This is a genomic window from Pseudomonas sp. Z18(2022) (genome assembly GCF_036346535.1).
In the GTDB taxonomy this organism is placed as follows: Bacteria; Pseudomonadota; Gammaproteobacteria; order Pseudomonadales; family Pseudomonadaceae; genus Aquipseudomonas; species Aquipseudomonas yamanorum_A.
Map to the genome: position 1 here is coordinate 167,991 of NZ_JAOTOA010000011.1, position 19,917 is coordinate 187,907.

Below are 19,917 nucleotides of genomic sequence, written 5' to 3' on the forward strand. Positions count from 1 at the left end.
CGCCCTCTAAATTCCTTGCCTCCTAATGTTGATTCGGAGGCAAGGAATGCCTGTATCAAACAAGTCTGGACGTTTGCGGATTGGAAGGGCCTCAGAGATTGGCGGTGTGTACCTGCTGACGGCCGTGGTCGACCAGCGCTTGCCGATCTTCAGCGATTGGCAAGTCGGGCGGCTGCTCGTCAAAGAGTTTCGGCAGGCACATGAAGATCAGTGGGCGAATTCACTCGCGTTTGTGGTGATGCCGGATCATTTTCACTGGTTGGTTCAACTGCACGACAAGTCGTTGGCCGAGTTGATGTGCCGAATAAAATCGCGCAGCAGTTTGACGGTCAATCGTGCGCTTGGGCGTCGTGGCCGACTCTGGCAGAAGGGCTATCACGATAGAGGTGTGCGGCGTGAGGAGGATCTGAAGGATTTCGCCCGTTATGTGGTGTTTAATCCGATTCGCGCGGGGTTGGTGAGGCGCGTGCATGATTATCCGCTTTGGGATGTTTGGTGGCTTTGAGGGCCTCACGCAGCCTCGCTAAAGCTCGACAGCTGCTACGGCTCACCCCGCGTAGCAGCTGTCGAGCCCAAGCGAGGCTGCGTAGCCCCACCGCCGAACCTAAGGGTTCTCCAAGTCATGCCCCAACGACTGGATAAACAACGAAAACAGCTCCGGCTGCGACGAGATATCCAGCTTGGCATACAGGTGCCGACGATGAACCTTGACCGTATCCGGTGAAATACTCAGCCGCTCGGCCATGGCTTTCGAAGAAAACCCGCGCAGCACCAACCGCGCAATCTCCAGTTCCCGCTCCGACAACACCCCACTCCCGAAATGGCTCAGCGCATCGCGAATCTGGCTGGCCATTTGCGCAGGCGCCGCCACCCGCTGGGTGCTTTGCTGCCAATGCTGTTGCATCAACGGCAGCACCCAGGCCGCCAACGTCGTCATCAGCCCGGTTTCCTCACCGCTAAACAACCGCTGCATGCCCAACGACAGCGACAACGTCCCCGCGCCGGGCAGTTGCAGGATGAACTGCACTTCGTCCTCCAGCACGTTGTCGTGGAAGTAATTGAGGAAGTACTCACTCTGGCGAAAATGGTCCGGCGCCACTTCTTCAAGCCGGTACACGCCGCTGGCATAGCCTTCGCGGCACGCCTGGAAAAACGGATCGAGCAAGTACAGGCCATTGAGATAAACCAGCATCGACGCCGGCTTACTGCTCGGTTGCGCGTCGTATTCCTCCAGCGCCTGGGGCGGGCCATCGGCGGGGTAGAAGATCGCCAGGGCATTATCGAAAGGCACGCACTGGTGCAGCAACAGCACCAGTTGCTTCCAGAAGCGTTCGGTGCCGATCTGCGCGACGGTACGGCCCAGCCCCGCGTGCATGCCGACTTCCCTGAACAGGCTCATGTGCAGCTCCACGCAAAGGATTAGGCCGCAAGGGTTCGACTTTTGCCCGGCGACGTCAAGGGGAGTACTCCAATAGGGGAATTGGCCGCTCTGTGCGCAGCGTTTAAGTTGGCCGTCAGTCAGCGGGGAACATACCCTGCGTCGCTTTGCCTTTTCGTTTCTGCCTCAAACCAAGAACAATCAAGAGGATAACGATATGAGTGCTCCTTCCACGCCCGACGGCGTGCTGAAACCCACCTTGAGCGTGTTCGATGTAGTGGCCATCACCGTCTCGGCGGTGACCCCGGCCAGTTCCGTTTTCGTGATTGCGCCGTTTGCCATCCAGCAGGCCGGCAGCGGGGTGTTCCTGGCGTTTGTGATGGCCGCGCTGCTCGCGCTGATGTTCGCCTTTTGCTACGCCGAACTCGGCCGCGCCCACAACAGCGCCGGCGGCGAGTACGTGTATGCCAAGCGGGTGTTCGGCGGCATGGCCGGCTACGCGACGTTTCTCACGGTATTGGTGATGTTGCTGTTTATCCCGCCGGTGTTGGCCACCGGGGCAGCGACGTACCTGAATAACGCCCTGGGCACAAAATTCGATTCACAGACCGTGGCCCTGGTCATCGTGGTGTGCAGTTACGCCCTGGGCATCCTGAATATCAAGCTGAATGCCTGGATCACCGGCACCTGCCTGCTGCTGGAAGTGGCGGCGTTGCTGGTGATCGTGTTTATCGGCTTCGGCAACCCGGTGCAGCCGGTCAGCGTGCTGTTGCAGCCGCAGATCGTCGAAAACGGCGTGCTGCATCTGGCACCCTGGGCGCTGGTAATCGGTGCGGTGGGCATCGGCCTGTTCTCGTTCAATGGCTACGGCCCGGCGGTGCTGCTGGCGGAAGACATGAAGTGCGGCGGCAAGGGCGTGCACAAGGCGGTGCTGTGGTCCCTTGGCCTGGTGGTGGTGATCGAGCTGGTGCCCATCACCGCGCTGCTGATCGGCGCGCCATCCCTCAGTGCGATGATCAGCAGCCCCGATCCCATCGGCTATCTGCTGACCAGTCACGGCAATGAAACCCTGTCACGGCTGGTGAGTGCCGGGATCTTCCTGTCGGTGTTCAACGCCATCGTCGCCATCGTGATCCAGATTGGCCGGGTGGTGTTCAGCAGCGGCCGCGATGCGCTGTGGACGCCGACCATCAACAAACTGTTCACGCGGATTCATCCGCGCTGGGATTCACCGTGGCTGGCTACGCTGTTCCTGGCGATCCCGTCGGCGCTGCTCAGCTTCAGCTCCAACCTGGCGGACCTCACGTCCTTCAGCGTGCTGCTGATCATGCTGGTGTACCTGATCGTCGCGCTGAGTGCGTTGATGAGCCGGGTATTGCTGCGTGACCGTGAGCACCCGTATCGCATGCCGTTGTGGCCGGTGCCGGCGTTACTGGCGGTACTGGGCGCTGGCTACCTGTTGGTGACCCTGGCGATTGCCGCCTCGGGTCGCGACATCATGATTATCATCGGCCTGTTGGCGCTGTCGGTGATCCTGTATTGCATCAGTGGCCGGTTGAGTCCGGCGTTTCAGAAATTGTAAGGAGTGGTTATGCGCGCACGGCAATTGGGCATCACGTTGGGACTGGGCACGCCCGGTGAGTTGAATGCCATCACCGACGTTCCTGGGGTTCGGGTCGGCCATAGCACCATCAAGACCCGCATCGACGGCAAGCAGGTGCGTACCGGCGTGACGGCGATCCAGCCGCGGGCCGGTGCCGCGCGGTATCAGCCGTGTTTTGCCGGCTACCACGTGCTCAATGGCAATGGCGATGCGACCGGCCTGGAATGGATCAGCGAATCGGGGTTGCTGACCACGCCGCTGGCCATCACCAACACCCACAGCATCGGCATTGTGCGCGACACCCTGATCGCCCTGGAGCGCGAAAGCCTGGCCGACCCGGCGGTGTACTGGTGCATGCCGGTGGTGATGGAGACTTACGACGGCTTGCTCAACGACATCTGGGGCCAGCACGTCGGCCCGGGCCATGTGCGTGAGGCGCTGGCCAACGCTGAATCCGGGCCGGTGGCGGAGGGCGCCGTGGGCGGTGGTACCGGGATGATCTGCCATGAGTTCAAGGGCGGCATCGGTACGGCGTCGCGGCGGCTTCCGGCGGAGCAGGGCGGCTGGACCGTGGGCGTGCTGGTGCAGGCCAACCATGGCAAGCGCCAGGAATTGCGGGTGGATGGTTATCCGGTAGGGCGCAAGCTGATGGACATCCCGTCACCGTTCGCCGATCGCGGCACCCCCGGTATGGGCTCCATCGTGGTGATCATCGCTACCGATGCACCGTTGCTGCCGCACCAGTGCCAGCGCCTGGCGCAGCGGGCCTCCATCGGTATTGCGCGCACGGGCGGCGGCACCGAGGATTCCAGCGGGGACCTGTTCCTGGCGTTCGCCACCGGCAACCAGGATTTGCCGGTGGCCGACTATGGGCGCAAGGGCGTGCCGTTCAGTACGCCGCTGCAAATGGTCAATAACGACCACATTTCGCCGTTGTTCAGTGCGGCGGCAGAGGCGGTAGAAGAAGCGATCATCAATGCCATCGTGGCCGGTGAAGAGATGACCACCGACCACGGTGTGCGGGTGCCGGCGCTGGACTCGCAGGCACTCTTGCAGGCATTGCGCCAAACAGGGTGGAAGGGCCAATAAATACTTTAAGTCTTGTCCCGGTAATACGGGACAAGACTTAGATAGTGGCCAATTAATACTAACTATGACACGGTGACACTTTCTTAGTGCACCCCAGTCAATACTTTGGATCCATTCATATAAAACCGCTTTAGCAATATTTAATATTTAAATAGTGGTCTTTTTATAAGCCGCTACTAGCCAGCGTTTGCAGGAATTGTTCACTGCGCCATGTTTTGCCCGGCAAAAATAGCGCTGGACGAATGATTTCAAGTTGTGTCAGTTTTCTTTCGCCTTCAAAAGGGGCGAGTGATAGGACTTACTCGCCAGAGTGGGTTCTATCGGACAAAAACTGTTCCACTTGCAAACAAGGAAGTACGTTTATGTCAAAAGTAAAAGACAAAGCTATTGTGTCGGCGGCTCAAGCAAGTACTGCCTATACGCAAATCGATAGCTTTAGCCATCAATATGACCGCGGCGGCAACCTCACGGTCAATGGCAAACCTTCGTTCACCGTTGACCAGGCTGCTGACCACCTGCTGCGTGAGAACGCCGCGTACCGGGACGTGGATGGCAACGGCAAGATCGACCTCACCTACACCTTCCTGACTTCGGCCTCGAACGCGACCATGAACAAGCATGGGATCACCGGGTTCAGCCAGTTCAACACCCAGCAGAAAGCACAGGCCGTACTGGCCATGCAATCCTGGGCCGATGTGGCCAACGTGACCTTCACCGAGAAAGCCTCGGGCGGTGACTTCCACATGACCTTCGGCAACTACAGCGGCGGCCAGGATGGCGCAGCAGCCTTTGCCTACCTGCCGGGCACCAACGCCAAGTACAACGAAAGCGGCCTTGATGGCACTTCCTGGTACCTGACCAACAGCAGCTACACGCCGAACAAAACCCCGGACCTGAACAACTATGGCCGGCAGACCCTGACCCACGAAATCGGCCACACCCTGGGCCTGGACCACCCTGGCGACTACAACGCCGGGACCGGCAACCCTTCGTACAAAGACGCGGACTATGGACAGGACACGCGTGGCTACAGCGTCATGAGTTACTGGAGCGAGAGCAACACCAACCAGAACTTCAGCAAAGGCGGGGTAGAGGCTTACTCGTCCGGCCCGCTGATCGACGACATTGCCGCAATCCAGAAGCTCTACGGCGCCAACTACAACACCCGCGCCGGCGACACCACCTACGGCTTCAACTCCAACACCGGGCGTGATTTCCTCAGCGCCACTTCATCGGCCGACAAGCTGGTGTTCTCGGTGTGGGACGGTGGCGGCAACGACACCCTGGACTTCTCCGGTTTTACCCAGAACCAGAAGATCAACCTCAATGCAGGCTCGTTCTCCGACGTTGGCGGCCTGGTGGGCAACGTTTCCATCGCCCAGGGTGTGACCGTGGAGAACGCCATCGGTGGCTCGGGCAACGACCTGCTGATCGGTAACGCTGCAGCCAACGTCCTCAAAGGCGGTGCCGGCAACGACATCATCTACGGCGGCGGCGGTGCAGACCAGCTGTGGGGCGGCGCAGGCTCGGACACCTTCGTGTTCGGTGCCAGCTCGGACTCCAAGCCAGGCGCATCCGACAAGATCTTCGACTTCACCTCGGGTTCGGACAAGATTGACCTTAGCGGCATCACCAAAGGTGCAGGCCTGACCTTCGTCAATGCATTTACCGGGCATGCCGGCGATGCGGTGTTGTCCTACGCCTCGGGTACCAACCTGGGCACCCTGGCCGTGGACTTCTCCGGGCACGGCGTGGCGGATTTCCTCGTCACCACCGTTGGCCAGGCAGCCGTCAGCGACATCGTGGCTTGATACACGTGTAAAGGAGGGCGGCGCACACGCGCTGCCCTCTGCCCTTGCATCCACCCATTGAACGGGCGATGGTGATGACGTTATTTCGCACTACAGTGGCCTGGTGTTTCCAGGTATTGCTTATGTCGGCAGGAGCCTCAGCAATGGCAAGCAGTCTGGTTTTACCTACGTCCGCGCAACTGGCCGGGCATTGGGCGCTGCACCAGCAGGAACAGGTATGCGCGCTGGATTTGATTGAACAGGCCAATGCATTGGGCGGCGATGTCGCGTGCGCCGGGCAATGGCTGGGAGAAGCCCCCGTTAGTTGGACGCCGACTCCCGATGGTATTTGGTTGATGAATGCCGAGGGCACGGGCATTACTCACTTGAATCGCCAAAAAGAAGGCGAATATGAGGGCCGTTCCAAATCCGGCGCCGTGTTGTTATTACAACGCGCACCCTAAGAGTTCGTTATAACGCTATAACCCGATTTTAATGTTTGCTCGCGCCTTATTGGGGCGCTGGGCAAACTATTGCGCGTCATCAGGCTCAGGGAAGATCAGGCAACATGGCGAAGACCACTCCCGTTGCACCACTATTTAAAGCACTTGGCGATTACAAAAGCATTCTGATCAGTATTGGCTGTTTCACGGCATTGATTAACGTACTGATGCTGGTGCCGTCGATTTATATGTTGCAAGTCTACGACCGCGTGCTGTCTTCACAGAACGAAACCACCCTGGTGATGTTGACGCTGATGGTGGTGGGCTTCTTTGCGTTTATCGGCGTGCTGGAAGTGATCCGCAGCTTTATCGTGATCCGCATCGGCAGCCAACTGGAACGACGCTTCAACCTGCGGGTGTACAAGGCCGCTTTCGAACGCAACCTGCAACGGGGTGAAGGCCACGGCGGGCAATCCCTGGGGGATTTGACCCATATCCGCCAGTTCATTACAGGGCCTGCGCTGTTCGCGTTTTTCGATGCGCCGTGGTTTCCGATCTATCTGTTTGTGATCTTCCTGTTCAACGTGTGGCTCGGGGTGTTGGCCAGCGCAGGCGCGGTGCTGCTGATCGGGCTGGCGTGCCTCAACGAATACCTGACCAAAAAACCTCTGGGTGAAGCCAGCGGGTATTCCCAGCAATCCACGCAATTGGCCACCAGCCACCTGCACAACGCCGAGACCATCCAGGCCATGGGCATGCTGGGGGCGTTGCGCAAGCGCTGGTTCAAGGTGCATTCGCAGTTTCTCGGCTTGCAAAACAAGGCCAGCGACACCGGCTCGATCATCAGTTCCCTGAGTAAATCCCTGCGCCTGTGCCTGCAATCGTTGGTGCTGGGCCTGGGGGCGTTGCTGGTGATCAAGGGCGACATGACGGCCGGGATGATGATCGCAGGTTCCATCCTGATGGGCCGGGTGTTGAGTCCCATCGATCAGTTGATTGCCGTGTGGAAGCAATGGAGCTCGGCCAAGCTGGCCTACCAGCGCCTCGATAACCTGATGCGCGAGTTCCCGCCCCAGGGCGAGCAGATGGCCTTGCCGGCGCCCAAGGGCAATGTGAGTTTCGAGCAGGTGAGCGCCGGCCCGCCCGGGCGGCGTGTGCCGACCTTGCATCAGGTCAGCTTCAACCTGGCTGCCGGCGAAGTCCTCGGTGTGTTGGGCGCGTCTGGCTCCGGCAAATCAACCCTGGCCCGCGTACTGGTGGGCGTATGGCCAACCCTGGCCGGCACCGTGCGCCTGGATGGCGCGGATATCCATCGCTGGGACCGCGACGACCTCGGCCCGCATATCGGCTATCTGCCTCAGGACATCGAACTGTTCAGCGGCAGCATCGCCGACAACATCGCACGCTTTCGCGAAGCCGACCCGCAGTTAGTAGTGCAGGCCGCCCAGCAAGCCGGCGTGCACGAACTGATCCTGCGTTTGCCCCATGGCTACGACACCGTGCTCGGTGACGAGGGCAGCGGCCTGTCCGGTGGCCAGAAACAGCGGGTGGCCCTGGCCCGCGCCCTGTACGGCGGCCCGCGCCTGATCGTGCTGGATGAGCCCAACTCCAACCTCGACACCGTGGGCGAAGCCGCCCTGGCCAGCGCGATCATGCAGATGAAAGCCCAGGGCAGCACGGTGGTGCTGGTGACTCACCGCTCCTCGGCGTTGGCCCAGGCTGACAAGCTGCTGGTGCTAAACGAAGGCCGCATGCAGGCCTTCGGCCCCAGCCAGGACGTGCTGCGGGCGCTGTCCGGCCAGCGAGAACAGCCCAGCGGTAGGAGCGAGCTTGCTCGCGAAGGTCGTTAACGATGACGTGGGCAGCCTGAATCAACGCGGCGCCCTCGGGCTTTTCGCGAGCAAGCTCGCTCCTACAGTTTTTCATCAAGCCGCAAGGATCAGGCGCATGAGCAGCGACAGCAGCATTCAAATCAACCGCGATTACGAACAGACTCACCCCGAGCACGACGCACGTTTCTTTGCCCGCATGGGCTGGCTGCTGACAGTGATCGGCGCCGGCGGTTTTTTCCTGTGGGCCAGCCTGGCGCCGCTGGACCAGGGGATTCCGGTGCAAGGCACGGTGGTGGTCTCGGGCAAACGCAAGGCCGTGCAAACCCTGAGCCCCGGCGTGGTCAGCCGGATCCTGGTGCGTGAAGGCGAAGCGGTGAAGCAAGGCCAGCCACTGTTCCAGCTCGACCAGACGCAAAACCAGGCCGACGTGCACTCCCTGCAAGCCCAGTACCGCATGGCCTGGGCCAGCGTGGCGCGGTGGCAGAGCGAGCGTGATAACCAGTCGATCATCACCTTTCCTGCGCAGCTCAGTGGCAACCCGGATCCAGCCCTGGCCTTGGTGCTGGAAGGCCAGCGCCAACTGTTCAGCAGCCGCCGCGAAGCCTTTTCCCGGGAACAGGCCGGGATTCGCGCGAGTATCGAAGGCGCCACCGCCCAACTCAACGGCATGCGCCGCGCCCGCAGCGACCTGACCGCCCAGGCCCAATCCCTGCGCGACCAACTGAACAACCTGCAACCCCTGGCCGACAACGGCTACATCCCGCGCAACCGCTTGATGGAATACCAGCGGCAACTGTCCCAGGTGCAACAGGACCTGGCGCAGAACACCGGCGAAAGTGGGCGGGTGGAGCAGGGGATCCTCGAATCGCGCCTCAAGCTGCAGCAGCACAGCGAGGAGTACCAGAAGGAAGTCCGCAGCCAGCTGGCCGACGCGCAACTGCGCAGCCTGACCCTGGAACAGCAACTGACCTCCGCCGGTTTCGACTTGCAGCACAGCGAGATCAACGCCCCGGCCGATGGCATCGCGGTCAACCTGAGCGTGCACACCGAGGGCGCCGTGGTGCGTGCCGGTGAAACCCTGCTGGAAATCGTGCCCCAGGACACCCGGCTGGAAGTGGAAGGGCGCTTGCCGGTGCACCTGGTGGACAAAGTCGGCACTCACTTGCCGGTGGACATTCTGTTCACTGCCTTCAACCAAAGCCGCACGCCGCGGGTGCCGGGGGAGGTGAGCCTGATCTCCGCCGACCAGATGCTCGACGAAAAAACCGGCATGCCTTACTACGTGCTGCGCACCACGGTCGGCAGCAGCGCCCTGGAAAAACTCCATGGCCTGGTGATCAAGCCGGGGATGCCCGCCGAGATGTTCATCCGCACCGGCGAGCGCTCCTTGCTCAACTACCTGTTCAAGCCGCTGCTGGACCGCGCCGGCTCGGCGTTGACTGAGGAATGAACATGAAGCCGATGTTCATCGCCTTGTTACTCACCTGCGGCAGCGCCCAGGCGGCCATGGGGCCGTTCGATGTCTACGAGCAAGCCCTGCGCAACGACCCGGTGTTCCTTGGCGCCATCAAGGAACGCGACGCCGGCCTGGAGAACCGCACCATCGGCCGCGCCGGCCTGCTGCCCAAGCTGTCGTACAACTACAACAAGGGCCGCAACAACTCCCAGGCCACCTTGCCCGACGGGCGCGGCGGCAATTATCACGACGATCGCAACTACAACAGCTACGGCTCCACCTTCACCCTGCAACAGCCGCTGTTCGACTACGAAGCCTATGCCAACTACCGCAAGGGCGTGGCCCAGGCGCTGTTTGCCGACGAGAGTTTTCGCGACAAGAGCCAGGCGCTGCTGGTGCGGGTGCTGACCTATTACACCCAGGCGCTGTTCGCCCAGGACCAGATCGATATTGCCCGCGCCAAGAAGAAGGCCTACGAGCAGCAGTTCCAGCAGAACCAGCATTTGTTCCAGCAGGGCGAAGGCACACGCACCGACATCCTGGAAGCCGAGTCCCGTTACGAGTTGGCCACCGCCGAGGAAATCCAGGCGCTGGATGAGCAAGACGCTTCGCTGCGGGAACTGGGGGCGCTGATTGGCGTGCAGAGCGTCAACATCACCGACCTGGCGCCGCTGAACCCGGGGTTTGCCGCCTTCACCCTGACCCCGGCCAACTACGACACCTGGCACGAACTCGCGCTGACCAACAACCCCAACCTGGCCTCGCAACGCCAGTCCGTGGAAGTGGCGCGTTATGAAGTGGAGCGCAACCGTTCGGGGCACCTGCCGCGGGTCACGGCCTATGCCAGTTCGCGGCAGCAGGAGTCCGACAGCGGCAACACCTACAACCAGCGCTACGACACCAACACCATCGGCATCGAAGTCAGCATGCCGTTGTATGCCGGTGGCGGCGTCTCGGCCTCCACCCGCCAGGCCAGCCGCGCCATGGAGCAGGCCGAGTACGAGCTGGAAGGCAAGACCCGTGAAACCCTGATCGAACTGCGGCGCCAGTTCAGTGCTTGCCTGTCGGGCGTCAGCAAGTTGCGCGCCTACCAAAAGGCACTGACCTCGGCCGAAGCGCTGGTGGTGTCGACCAAGCAAAGCATCCTCGGCGGCGAGCGGGTCAACCTTGATGCGCTGAACGCTGAGCAGCAGCTGTACAGCACCCGTCGCGACCTGGCCCAGGCGCGCTACGACTACCTGATGGCCTGGACCAAGTTGCATTACTACGCGGGCAATTTGCGCGATACCGACCTGGCCAAGGTGGATGAGGCGTTCGGGCCTATGAGCCGCTGATGCCTGGATGAGTATTGCCTGGTGCAAGGGGGCTTCTGTGGTGGGGAAGTTTGTTGTGGTGGCGGAGCTTGCAGTGGTGGGGAAGCTTGCAATGGTGGGGAGCTTGCTGTGGCGAGGGAGCTTGCTCCCGCTGGGCTGCGTAGCGGCCCCAGAATCTTTGGGAGCGCTGCGCACTCCAGCGGGAGCAAGCTCCCTCGCCACAGCAAGCTCCCTCGCCACTGCAAGCCGCCCCCACCACAACAAGCTCCCTTCTCACAGGACGCGCTCACCACAGGTACTTCAACAATAAGAAAAAGGACTCTTCATGATCACCGATTCACCTCGCTTCAAACCCTTCACCGCAGGCTCCTTGCTGCTGCTGTCCGTGGCGGCCCACGGGCAGTACCTCGAAACCGGCAAACCGGGCGATCCCGCCAGTTGGCGTTCGGCCGAGTTCCAGAGCGACTGGGGCCTGGACCGGATGAAAGCCAATGAGGCCTACGCGGCCGGCATCACCGGCAGTGGCGTGAAGATCGGTGCGCTGGACTCGGGTTTTGACCCCAATCATCCCGAAGCCTCAAAGGACCGTTATCACGCGGTTACCGCCAGCGGTACCTACGTCGATGGCAGCCCGTTCAACACCACCGGCGCCCTCAACCCCAACAACGACTCCCACGGCACCCATGTGACCGGCACCATGGGCGCGGCCCGGGATGGCGTGGGCATGCACGGCGTGGCGTACAACGCGCAGATCTACGTCGGCAACACCAACGCCAACGACAGCTTCCTGTTTGGCCCCACACCGGACCCCAAGTACTTCCAGGCGGTGTACAGCGCCCTGGTGGATTCCGGCGTGCGCGCGATCAACAACAGCTGGGGCAGCCAGCCCAAGGATGTCAGCTACCAGACCCTGGGCGACCTGCACGCGGCCTATGCCCAGCATTACAACCAGAACACCTGGCTCGACGCCGCCGCCGATGTGGCCAGGGCCGGGGTGATCAACGTGTTCAGCGCCGGCAACAGCGGCTATGCCAACGCCAGCGTGCGTTCGGCCTTGCCGTATTTCCAGCCGGAACTGGAAGGTCACTGGCTGGCGGTGTCGGGCCTGGACAAGGCGAATAACCAGAAATACAACCAGTGCGGCATCGCCAAGTACTGGTGCATTTCCACGCCGGGAGCGTTGATCAACAGCACCATTCCCGAGGGCGGCTACGGGGTGAAATCCGGCACGTCCATGTCGGCACCCCATGCCACCGGTGCACTGGCGCTGGTGATGGAACGCTACCCGTACCTGAACAACGAACAGGCCTTGCAGGTGTTTTTGACCACGGCCACCCAGCTTAATGGCGCGGTCACTGACGCACCCACCACCCAGGTCGGCTGGGGCGTGCCGGACCTGGGCCGGGCGATGCATGGGCCTGGGCAATTGCTGGGCCCCATGACGGTCACGCTGGCGGCCGGGCAGGGCGATGTGTGGAGTAACGCGATCTCCGACAAGGCGCTGATCCAGCGTCAGGCCGAAGACAGTGTGGAAACCCTGGCCTGGCAGCAAACCCTGCGCGACAAGGGCTGGGAAAACGGCGTGGGGGCGGGTGCGAGTCAGCAGGACCAGACCGACTACGCCGTCGGTACAGCCCGGGCGGCGGCAGCGGCCCAGCGTATCTACGAAGGCAGCCTGATCAAGTCCGGCGCGGGCAGCCTGATCCTGACGGGTGATAACACCTACCGTGGCCCGACCACCGTGAACGGCGGCCGTTTGGCGGTGAACGGTTCACTGACCTCTGCCGTGACGGTCAATGACAGCGGCACCTTGGGCGGCTCCGGTCGCATCGCGGCCTTGCAGGTGAATAACGGCGGCACCGTGGCGCCGGGCAATTCCGTGGGCACCCTGCAGGTGGCCGGGGATGTGAACCTCGCCGCCGGCTCCACCTACGCAGTCGAACTCACCCCCACCAGCAGCGACCAGATCATCGCCACCGGCAAGGCTACCCTCGGCGGCGGCACCGTGACCCTGGCCCTGGAAAACAGTCCGACCCTGCTCAGCCAGCAGCAGGCCGAGAGCCTGGTGGGGCGCCAGTACACCATCCTGCAGGCGGCGGGCGGAATCCAGGGACAGTTCGGTGCTGTGTTGCCCAACTACCTGTTCCTGGGCGGCACGCTGGACTATGCCGCCAACGGAGTGCAACTGGCCATTGCCCGCAGTGACGCGAGTTTTGCCAGTGTCGGCGCCACCCGTAACCAGCGTTCGGTGGCGGCGGCTGCCGAGCAACTGGGCGCCGGCAACCCGGTGTATGAAAGCATCCTGCGCGCGGACTCACTGGCCACAGCGCAACAGGGCTTGCGGCAACTGTCCGGGGAAATCTACCCGGCCATTGGCACGATGTTGATCAATGACAGCCGCCAAGTGCGTGACGCCGTGGGCGACCGCCTGCGCCATACGCCGGTGGCCGGTGAAAGCAACGTGTGGGTCAAGGCGCTCGGCAGCTGGGGCAAGACCGACAGCCGCAGCGAAACCGCGGGCTACACCAGCTCCCTGGGCGGCATGCTGGCCGGTGTCGACGGCGCCCTGGACGAGCAGACCCGCGCCGGGCTGGTGGCCGGTTACAGCGACAGCTCGCTGAACATGGGCAGTGGCACTCACTCCTCGGCGTCCATCGACAGCTACCACCTCGGCGCCTATGCCGGGCATGAGCTGGGTAACTGGCGCTTGAGCGTCGGCGGCGCCTACAGCTGGCATCGCGGCGACGTGAAACGTGACTTGCAGTACGGCGAGGTCAGCGGCAAGCAGAAGGCCAAGCTGGATGCACGCAGTGCCCAGGTATTTACCGAAGCGGCCTACCGCTTGAACCTGCCAGCGGTAGCGCTGGAGCCGTTCGCCAACCTGGCTTACGTGCATCTGGACAACGAACGCTTTCACGAGAAAGGCGACGCCGCCGCCCTGGCGCGTGGCAGTGACAGCCGCGACGCGGTGCTGAGCACCCTGGGCCTGCGGGCTTCAAAAACCTTGGCCCTCAATGACCGGCAGCAACTGGACGTTTCCGGTTCGTTGGGCTGGCAGCACAGCTTGAGTGCCGTCGAGTCCGAAGAGCACCTGGCGTTTGTCGCCGGTGGGCCGTCGTTTGCGGTGCAAAGCTCGCCGCTGATGCGCGATGCGGCATTGGTGGGCGTGCAGGCGAGCCTGGCGTTGAGCAAAAGCACACGGGTCAACCTCGACTACACCGGCCAATTGGCTGGACGGGAAAAAATCCAGGGCGTGGGGTTGAGCCTGAACTGGCAGTTCTAAACGCTGCGCCTCTTCATGCAGGAGCGAGCTTGCTCGCGAAAAACGTGAAGGCACCGCAGCCCGAGTCATCGTTAACGATCATCGCGAGCAAGCTCGCTCCTACAAGGAAGTCCACCGTGAAAACAAAAAAACGAGGGTTTCAATCCGCCATCCCAACAGGCCCGGGCTACCCGCTCAAGGCCAGGAGTTGCGTGCCATACGGCGCGTTGCTGTGTTGCCTGGCCAGCCTGGGTACCGCCCAGGCCGCACCCTACGTCGAAACCGGGAAACTGGGGGACGCTGCCAGTTGGCGCAGCAATGAGTTCAAGGCCGACTGGGGGCTGGGCGCCGTGCATGCAGACGCCGCCTACGCCGCCGGCTACACCGGCAAGGGCGTGAAGCTGGGGATCTTCGACCAGCCGGTGTACGCCCAGCATCCGGAGTTCGCCAGCCCCGGCAAAGTGGTCACGATCGTGACCGAGGGCATCCGCCAATACACCGACCCGTACATCCCGGTGAAGGCCGGGGATGCCTTTCGCTACGACGGCACGCCATCCCTGGGCTCCAACGGCAAGCTCGGCAACCACGGCACCCATGTGGGCGGCATTGCTGCGGGTAATCGCGATGGCGGGCCGATGCATGGCGTGGCGTTCGATGCGCAAATCATCAGCGCCGAAAACGGCGACCCAGGCCCCGAAGACGGGATCATCCTGGGCAACGACGGCGCGGTCTACAAAGCCGGTTGGGACGCGTTGGTGGCCAGCGGTGCGCGCATCATCAACAACAGCTGGGGCATCGGGATCGGTGACCAGTACGCCAAGGGCGGGCGTGATCCGGCGTTCCCCAACTTCACGGTCAATGAAGCCCAGGCGCAGTTCAATAACATCCGTCCGATCCTTGGCACGATCGCAGGCGGCGCTTATCAAGGCGCGATCGATGCGGCCCGCAGCGGCGTGCTGACGATCTTTGCCGCCGGCAACGACTACAACCGCAACAACCCGGATGCGATTTCGGGCCTGGCGTACTTCGTGCCGGAGATCGCACCCAACTGGTTGTCGGTGGCGGCCTTGCAGCAGAACCCCGACACCGCCAGTGCCGATCCGTACGTGATCAGCACCTTCTCCTCACGCTGCGGTTATGCCGCGAGCTTTTGCGTCGCGGCGCCCGGCACCAAGATCTACAGCTCGGTGATCAACGGCACCACCCTGGAAAACCTGACCACCGACTACGCCAACTTCAACGGCACCTCCATGGCCGCGCCCCATGTGGCCGGCAGCGCGGCGGTGTTGATGGAGCGCTTCCCGTACATGAGTGGCGACCAGATTTCCACGCTGCTCAAAACCACCGCGACCGACCTCGGCGCACCGGGCATCGACTCGCTTTACGGCTGGGGCATGATCAACCTGGGCAAGGCCATCAACGGCCCGGGGATGTTTGTGACGGCTGAGGATATTCCAGCCGAGTTTCGTATCGACGGCGCCTACGGCTCCGGCCAATTCGTCGCGGACCTGCCAGGGATTGGCGCCGTGGTGGATGCCGGTAAACCGACCCAGCGTCTTTGCACCGACGTGCATTGCGGGCTGGACGTGTGGAGCAACGACATCTCCGGGCATGGCGGCCTGACCAAGCAGGGTATTGGCGCGCTGGTGCTGACCGGCACCAACACCTACAGCGGCCCGACCCTGGTCAATCAAGGGTTGCTGGCGGTCAATGGCTCGATCACCTCCGACGTCACCGTGGGCAGCAGCGGGGTAGTGGGCGGTTCCGGGCACATTGGTTCACTCACCGCCAACAGCGGCGGTACCGTGGCGCCGGGCAATTCCATCGGCACCCTGAATGTGGCGGGGGATGTGAACTTTGCGGCGGGCTCTACCTATGCGGTGGAGCTGTCGGCCACCAACAGTGATCGCATCGTCGCCGGTGGCAAGGCCACTCTCAGCGGCGGCACCGTGACCCTGGCCCTGGAAAACAGCCCGACACTGCTGACCCAGACCCAGGCCGAAAGCCTGATCGGTCGGCAGTACAACATCCTTCAGGCCGCCGGCGGCATTACTGGCAGCTTCGGTTCGGTGCTGCCCAACTACCTGTTTCTCGGCGGCACCCTGAACTACGCCGCCAACGGCGTGCAACTGGACGTGGCGCGCAACGCCAACACCTTCGCCAGCGTAGCGGCTACCCCGAATCAACGCTCGGTGGCAGCGGCCGCTGAACAGCTGGGCGCCGGTAACGCGGTGTATGAAAGCCTGTTGTCAGCGCCGAATGCGGCGTCGGCCCAGGGTGCGTTCCAGCAGCTGTCCGGGGAAATCTACCCGGCGCTGGAAACCGCGCTGGTCAATGACAACCGCTACCTGCGCGAAGCCGTGGGTGAGCGTTTGCAGCAAGGCGAAATGGGCGCATCGACCGAGACTATCGACAGCCGCGGCAACGTTTGGGTCAAGGCCCTCGGCGCCTGGGGCAAGACCGACAGCCGTAGCGACACAGCGGGCTACACCACCTCCATCGGCGGCATGCTGGCGGGTGTGGACGGCGCGCTGGATGAAGACACCCGCTTGGGCCTGGTGGCGGGCTACAGCGACACCTCGCTGAACATGGGCAGTGACACCCACTCCCGCGCATCGATCGACAGCTATCACCTGGGTGCGTATGCCGGGCACGAGATCGGCGCCTTGCGTTTGAGCGGTGGCGCAACCTACAGCTGGCACCGCGCCGATGTAAAGCGCGAGCTGCAATACGGTGAAGTCGCCGGCAAGCAGAAAGCCAAGGTGGATGCCCGCAGCACCCAGGTGTTTACCGAAGCGGCGTATCGCCTGAACCTGCAACCGCTGGCCGTGGAGCCGTTCGCCAACCTGGCGTATGTGCACCTGGATGCCGACGGGTTTACCGAGAAGGGTGATGCGGCAGCGCTGAAGGGCGGGGATGACAGTCGCGACCTGGTGTTGAGCACACTGGGTGTAAGGGCGCTGAAAACCTTGAACGTGAGCGATCACCAGCAACTGGAGCTTTCCGGCACGTTGGGCTGGCAGCACAACCTGAGCAGCGTCGACTCCGAGCGGCACCTGGCGTTTGCGTCGGGCAGCCCGTCGTTCTCCGTGGAAAGTTCGCCGATGGTGCGTGATGCGGCCCTGGTGGGCGCGCGGGTCAGCCTGGCGCTGAGCAAGGACGCGAAGGTGAATCTTGATTACAACGGCCTGCTGGCCAGCAAGGAGAAAGTCCATGGCGTCGGCTTGAGCCTCGACTGGGCGTTCTAAACACCTGTGGGAGCGGGCTTGCCCGCGATAGCGCCGGGTCAGTCAACCATGCATCGACTGATACGCCCTCATCGCGGGCAAGCCCGCTCCCACATGGACTCTGTTTCAATCGTCAATTTGTGCAGATTTGGCTTTCTCGACAATTCCAACAAAAGAGAGGCAATACCATGGGTGTCTTTGACTATAAAAACCTCGGGGCCGAGGGTTCCAAAGCGTTGTTCGCCGATGCCATGGCGATCACGTTGTACTCCTATCACAACCTGGATAACGGCTTTGCCGTGGGCTACCAGCACAACGGGTTTGGCCTGGGCCTGCCGGCGACGCTGGTGGGCGCGTTGCTGGGCAGTACCGATTCCCAGGGGGTGATTCCGGGGATTCCCTGGAACCCCGATTCGGAAAAGGCCGCCCTCGACGCCGTCAACAAGGCCGGCTGGACGCCCATCAGTGCCAGCACCCTGGGCTACGGCGGCAAGGTCGATGCCCGGGGCACGTTTTTCGGTGAAAAGGCCGGCTACACCACGGCTCAGGTCGAAGTGCTGGGCAAGTACGATGGCGACGGCAAGTTGCTGGAAATCGGCATCGGTTTTCGCGGGACTTCCGGGCCTCGGGAAACCCTGATCAGCGACTCGATTGGCGATTTGGTCAGTGATTTGCTGGCGGCGCTGGGGCCGAAGGATTACGCGAAGAACTACGCGGGCGAGGCGTTTGGCACCTTGCTCAAGGATGTCGCGGCGTATGCCGCCAGCCAAGGGCTCACGGGCAAGGATGTGGTGGTCAGCGGCCACAGCCTGGGCGGCCTGGCGGTCAACAGCATGGCCGACTTGAGCGGCAATAAGTGGTCGGGGTTCTACAAGGATTCCAACTACGTGGCCTACGCCTCGCCGACCCAGAGCAGCGGCGACAAAGTGCTGAACATCGGCTATGAAAATGACCCGGTATTTCGGGCGCTGGACGGTTCGTCGTTCAACTTTTCGTCACTGGGGGTGCACGACAAGCCCCATGAGTCGACCACCGACAATATCGTCAGCTTCAACGATCACTATGCGTCGACGCTGTGGAATGTGCTGCCGTTTTCCATCGTCAATGTGCCGACCTGGATTTCCCATTTGCCCACGGCCTATGGGGATGGCATGAGCCGGGTGCTGGACTCGGCGTTCTACGACCTGACCAGCCGCGATTCGACGATTATCGTGGCCAACCTGTCAGACCCGGCCCGGGCCAATACCTGGGTGCAGGACCTCAACCGCAACGCCGAGCCTCACAAGGGCAACACGTTCATCATTGGCAGTGACGGTGATGACCTGATCCAGGGGGGCAAGGGCGTGGACTTTATCGAGGGCGGCAAGGGCAATGACACGATCCGCGATAACAGTGGGCATAACACTTTTCTGTTCAGCGGGCAGTTTGGGCAGGATCGGGTGATCGGGTATCAGTCCACTGACAAGCTGGTGTTCCGGGACGTGGAGGGCAGTGCCGACTGGCGTGATCACGCCAAGGTGGTGGGTGGCGATACGGTGCTGAGTTTTGGCGCGGATTCGGTGACGCTGGTGGGGGTTGGGCCGGCCGGGGTTTGGGACGATGGAATTTCCATCGGCTAAATAGCGCTGCTGTTGTGGCGAGGGAGCTTGCTCCCGCTGGACTGCGTAGCAGGCCCGTTTTTTTGGGGCCGCTTCGCGCCCCAGCGGGAGCAAGCTCCCTCGCCACAGGGTTAGTTAGCGTATGGGGAGGGGTTATCTCCAGTAGTGGCCGTGGTTCCAGTACGGGCGATGGGGTTGGCCGTAGCCGTAGCCGTAGTAATGACCGCGTGGCCAGTAGCCTCGCGGGCCGTAGCCATAACCCCAGTGGCCGTAGTAGCCGGGAGGAGGGGGTTGCACGATCACCACGCGTGAGGGCGCCTGGCGGATGATTATGGTGTCGGCAAACACCGGCGTACTCGCCAGCGCAGCCCACATCAAGGGAATGAATAGCAGAGCGCGCACCGCTCGGGACATGAATGTCATGGCCATGGTTCTCCGTCGTACCACCCTCGAAGTTGAAGGTGGTTGATCGGTTAAACGCGGCGACGGGGAAAATCCTTCGGTGAAAATCTGTTTATTTTTCGCGCTGCCCGAGGGCGGGTTGCTGCTTTATTTCTCTTTGATCACGGTCGCAACGTCGGCGGCCTTGACCCGTACATGCTTGCCGGCGATGTCGGTGAACTCGTAGAAACCATCCGCAGTCTTCGCGTTCGGTACGTCCTTGGTCAAATATTGGGTACCGTTCTGCAACGTCACCACGGTTTGCGTGGAGCAACCGGCCAATACCAGCATCGTCAACATACCCAGTGCCAGACCTAAATTCTTCATGCTCATAACCCTTACCCTGACCCTTCGAAAACCCCGTGCCTGAGCAGTCGGGGGAGACACATTTAATGTGGCTGACAGCCATCTGATCATTATTACGCAAAAAGTTGCGTGTGCCTTTGATCTATTACCGATTGCAACAGCCGGTCAGGGACGGCACT

The 19,917-nt window shown here is 62.0% G+C and carries 14 protein-coding genes; 11 read left to right on the plus strand and 3 right to left on the minus strand.

Translation table 11 applies throughout. The features are described 5' to 3' along the window. The first annotated feature begins 46 nt into the window (after nucleotides 1–46). Nucleotides 47–505 (plus strand): REP-associated tyrosine transposase, encoded by a 459-nt coding sequence (locus V3W39_RS21300; RefSeq protein ID WP_177045244.1) that lies wholly within the window; start codon nucleotides 47–49, stop codon nucleotides 503–505. 99 nt (nucleotides 506–604) lie between these two features. Here V3W39_RS21300 and V3W39_RS21305 read toward each other — a convergent pair whose 3' ends face one another. Next, nucleotides 605–1,399, minus strand: coding sequence for a helix-turn-helix transcriptional regulator (locus tag V3W39_RS21305; protein ID WP_371321491.1), 795 nt, complete (start codon nucleotides 1,397–1,399; stop codon nucleotides 605–607). 196 nt (nucleotides 1,400–1,595) lie between these two features. Here V3W39_RS21305 and V3W39_RS21310 point away from each other — a divergent pair, with 196 nt between their 5' ends. The 10 genes from V3W39_RS21310 to V3W39_RS21355 all read left to right on the plus strand — a co-directional run bounded on the left by V3W39_RS21310 (nucleotide 1,596) and on the right by V3W39_RS21355 (nucleotide 19,012). Beyond that, the gene (locus V3W39_RS21310) at nucleotides 1,596–2,960 is read left to right on the plus strand and encodes an APC family permease (RefSeq protein WP_330213298.1); all 1,365 of its coding nucleotides are present in this window, start codon (nucleotides 1,596–1,598) and stop codon (nucleotides 2,958–2,960) included. Nucleotides 2,961–2,969: 9 nt separating this feature from the next. Then, entirely contained in the window at nucleotides 2,970–4,070 is a 1,101-nt protein-coding gene (locus V3W39_RS21315) for a DmpA family aminopeptidase (RefSeq protein ID WP_330213299.1), read from the plus strand. 362 nt (nucleotides 4,071–4,432) lie between these two features. Continuing rightward, nucleotides 4,433–5,881, plus strand: a complete 1,449-nt coding sequence (locus V3W39_RS21320) for a serralysin family metalloprotease (RefSeq protein WP_177045238.1) — start codon at nucleotides 4,433–4,435, stop codon at nucleotides 5,879–5,881. 74 nt (nucleotides 5,882–5,955) lie between these two features. Further along, nucleotides 5,956–6,324 (plus strand): protease inhibitor Inh/omp19 family protein, encoded by a 369-nt coding sequence (locus tag V3W39_RS21325; RefSeq protein WP_177045236.1) that lies wholly within the window; start codon nucleotides 5,956–5,958, stop codon nucleotides 6,322–6,324. Between the two features lie 104 nt (nucleotides 6,325–6,428). Further along, entirely contained in the window at nucleotides 6,429–8,153 is a 1,725-nt protein-coding gene (locus tag V3W39_RS21330) for a type I secretion system permease/ATPase (protein ID WP_330213300.1), read from the plus strand. Nucleotides 8,154–8,250: 97 nt separating this feature from the next. Further along, nucleotides 8,251–9,585 carry an HlyD family type I secretion periplasmic adaptor subunit gene (locus V3W39_RS21335; protein WP_177115283.1) on the plus strand — a complete coding sequence of 445 codons (1,335 nt, stop codon included), beginning with the start codon at nucleotides 8,251–8,253 and terminating at the stop codon, nucleotides 9,583–9,585. Nucleotides 9,586–9,587: 2 nt separating this feature from the next. After that, complete coding sequence (locus tag V3W39_RS21340) at nucleotides 9,588–10,925, plus strand: TolC family outer membrane protein (protein WP_177045231.1); 1,338 nt, start codon at nucleotides 9,588–9,590, stop codon at nucleotides 10,923–10,925. A 304-nt stretch (nucleotides 10,926–11,229) separates the two neighbouring features. After that, a complete protein-coding gene (gene eprS / locus V3W39_RS21345) occupies nucleotides 11,230–14,187 on the plus strand; it encodes an autotransporter serine peptidase EprS (RefSeq protein ID WP_330213301.1) in 2,958 nt (985 codons plus the stop codon). Between the two features lie 116 nt (nucleotides 14,188–14,303). After that, entirely contained in the window at nucleotides 14,304–17,414 is a 3,111-nt protein-coding gene (locus tag V3W39_RS21350; protein ID WP_442968418.1) for an autotransporter domain-containing protein, read from the plus strand. Between the two features lie 167 nt (nucleotides 17,415–17,581). Continuing rightward, entirely contained in the window at nucleotides 17,582–19,012 is a 1,431-nt protein-coding gene (locus tag V3W39_RS21355; protein WP_330213302.1) for a polyurethane esterase, read from the plus strand. Nucleotides 19,013–19,144: 132 nt separating this feature from the next. Here V3W39_RS21355 and V3W39_RS21360 read toward each other — a convergent pair whose 3' ends face one another. Beyond that, nucleotides 19,145–19,420, minus strand: coding sequence for a hypothetical protein (locus tag V3W39_RS21360; RefSeq protein ID WP_256352145.1), 276 nt, complete (start codon nucleotides 19,418–19,420; stop codon nucleotides 19,145–19,147). 120 nt (nucleotides 19,421–19,540) lie between these two features. Continuing rightward, the gene (locus tag V3W39_RS21365; protein ID WP_177045212.1) at nucleotides 19,541–19,765 is read right to left on the minus strand and encodes a YgdI/YgdR family lipoprotein; all 225 of its coding nucleotides are present in this window, start codon (nucleotides 19,763–19,765) and stop codon (nucleotides 19,541–19,543) included. Nucleotides 19,766–19,917 lie beyond the last annotated feature (152 nt).

Excerpts from the sequence above, each read along its gene's own strand:
- V3W39_RS21300 (WP_177045244.1), top strand. The coding sequence starts at position 47 with ATGCCTGTATCAAACAAGTCTGGACGTTTGCGGATTGGAAGGGCCTCA.
- V3W39_RS21305 (WP_371321491.1), bottom strand. The coding sequence starts at position 1,399 with ATGAGCCTGTTCAGGGAAGTCGGCATGCACGCGGGGCTGGGCCGTACC.
- V3W39_RS21310 (WP_330213298.1), top strand. The coding sequence starts at position 1,596 with ATGAGTGCTCCTTCCACGCCCGACGGCGTGCTGAAACCCACCTTGAGC.
- V3W39_RS21315 (WP_330213299.1), top strand. The coding sequence starts at position 2,970 with ATGCGCGCACGGCAATTGGGCATCACGTTGGGACTGGGCACGCCCGGT.
- V3W39_RS21320 (WP_177045238.1), top strand. The coding sequence starts at position 4,433 with ATGTCAAAAGTAAAAGACAAAGCTATTGTGTCGGCGGCTCAAGCAAGT.
- V3W39_RS21325 (WP_177045236.1), top strand. The coding sequence starts at position 5,956 with ATGACGTTATTTCGCACTACAGTGGCCTGGTGTTTCCAGGTATTGCTT.
- V3W39_RS21330 (WP_330213300.1), top strand. The coding sequence starts at position 6,429 with ATGGCGAAGACCACTCCCGTTGCACCACTATTTAAAGCACTTGGCGAT.
- V3W39_RS21335 (WP_177115283.1), top strand. The coding sequence starts at position 8,251 with ATGAGCAGCGACAGCAGCATTCAAATCAACCGCGATTACGAACAGACT.
- V3W39_RS21340 (WP_177045231.1), top strand. The coding sequence starts at position 9,588 with ATGAAGCCGATGTTCATCGCCTTGTTACTCACCTGCGGCAGCGCCCAG.
- eprS (WP_330213301.1), top strand. The coding sequence starts at position 11,230 with ATGATCACCGATTCACCTCGCTTCAAACCCTTCACCGCAGGCTCCTTG.
- V3W39_RS21355 (WP_330213302.1), top strand. The coding sequence starts at position 17,582 with ATGGGTGTCTTTGACTATAAAAACCTCGGGGCCGAGGGTTCCAAAGCG.
- V3W39_RS21360 (WP_256352145.1), bottom strand. The coding sequence starts at position 19,420 with ATGGCCATGACATTCATGTCCCGAGCGGTGCGCGCTCTGCTATTCATT.
- V3W39_RS21365 (WP_177045212.1), bottom strand. The coding sequence starts at position 19,765 with ATGAGCATGAAGAATTTAGGTCTGGCACTGGGTATGTTGACGATGCTG.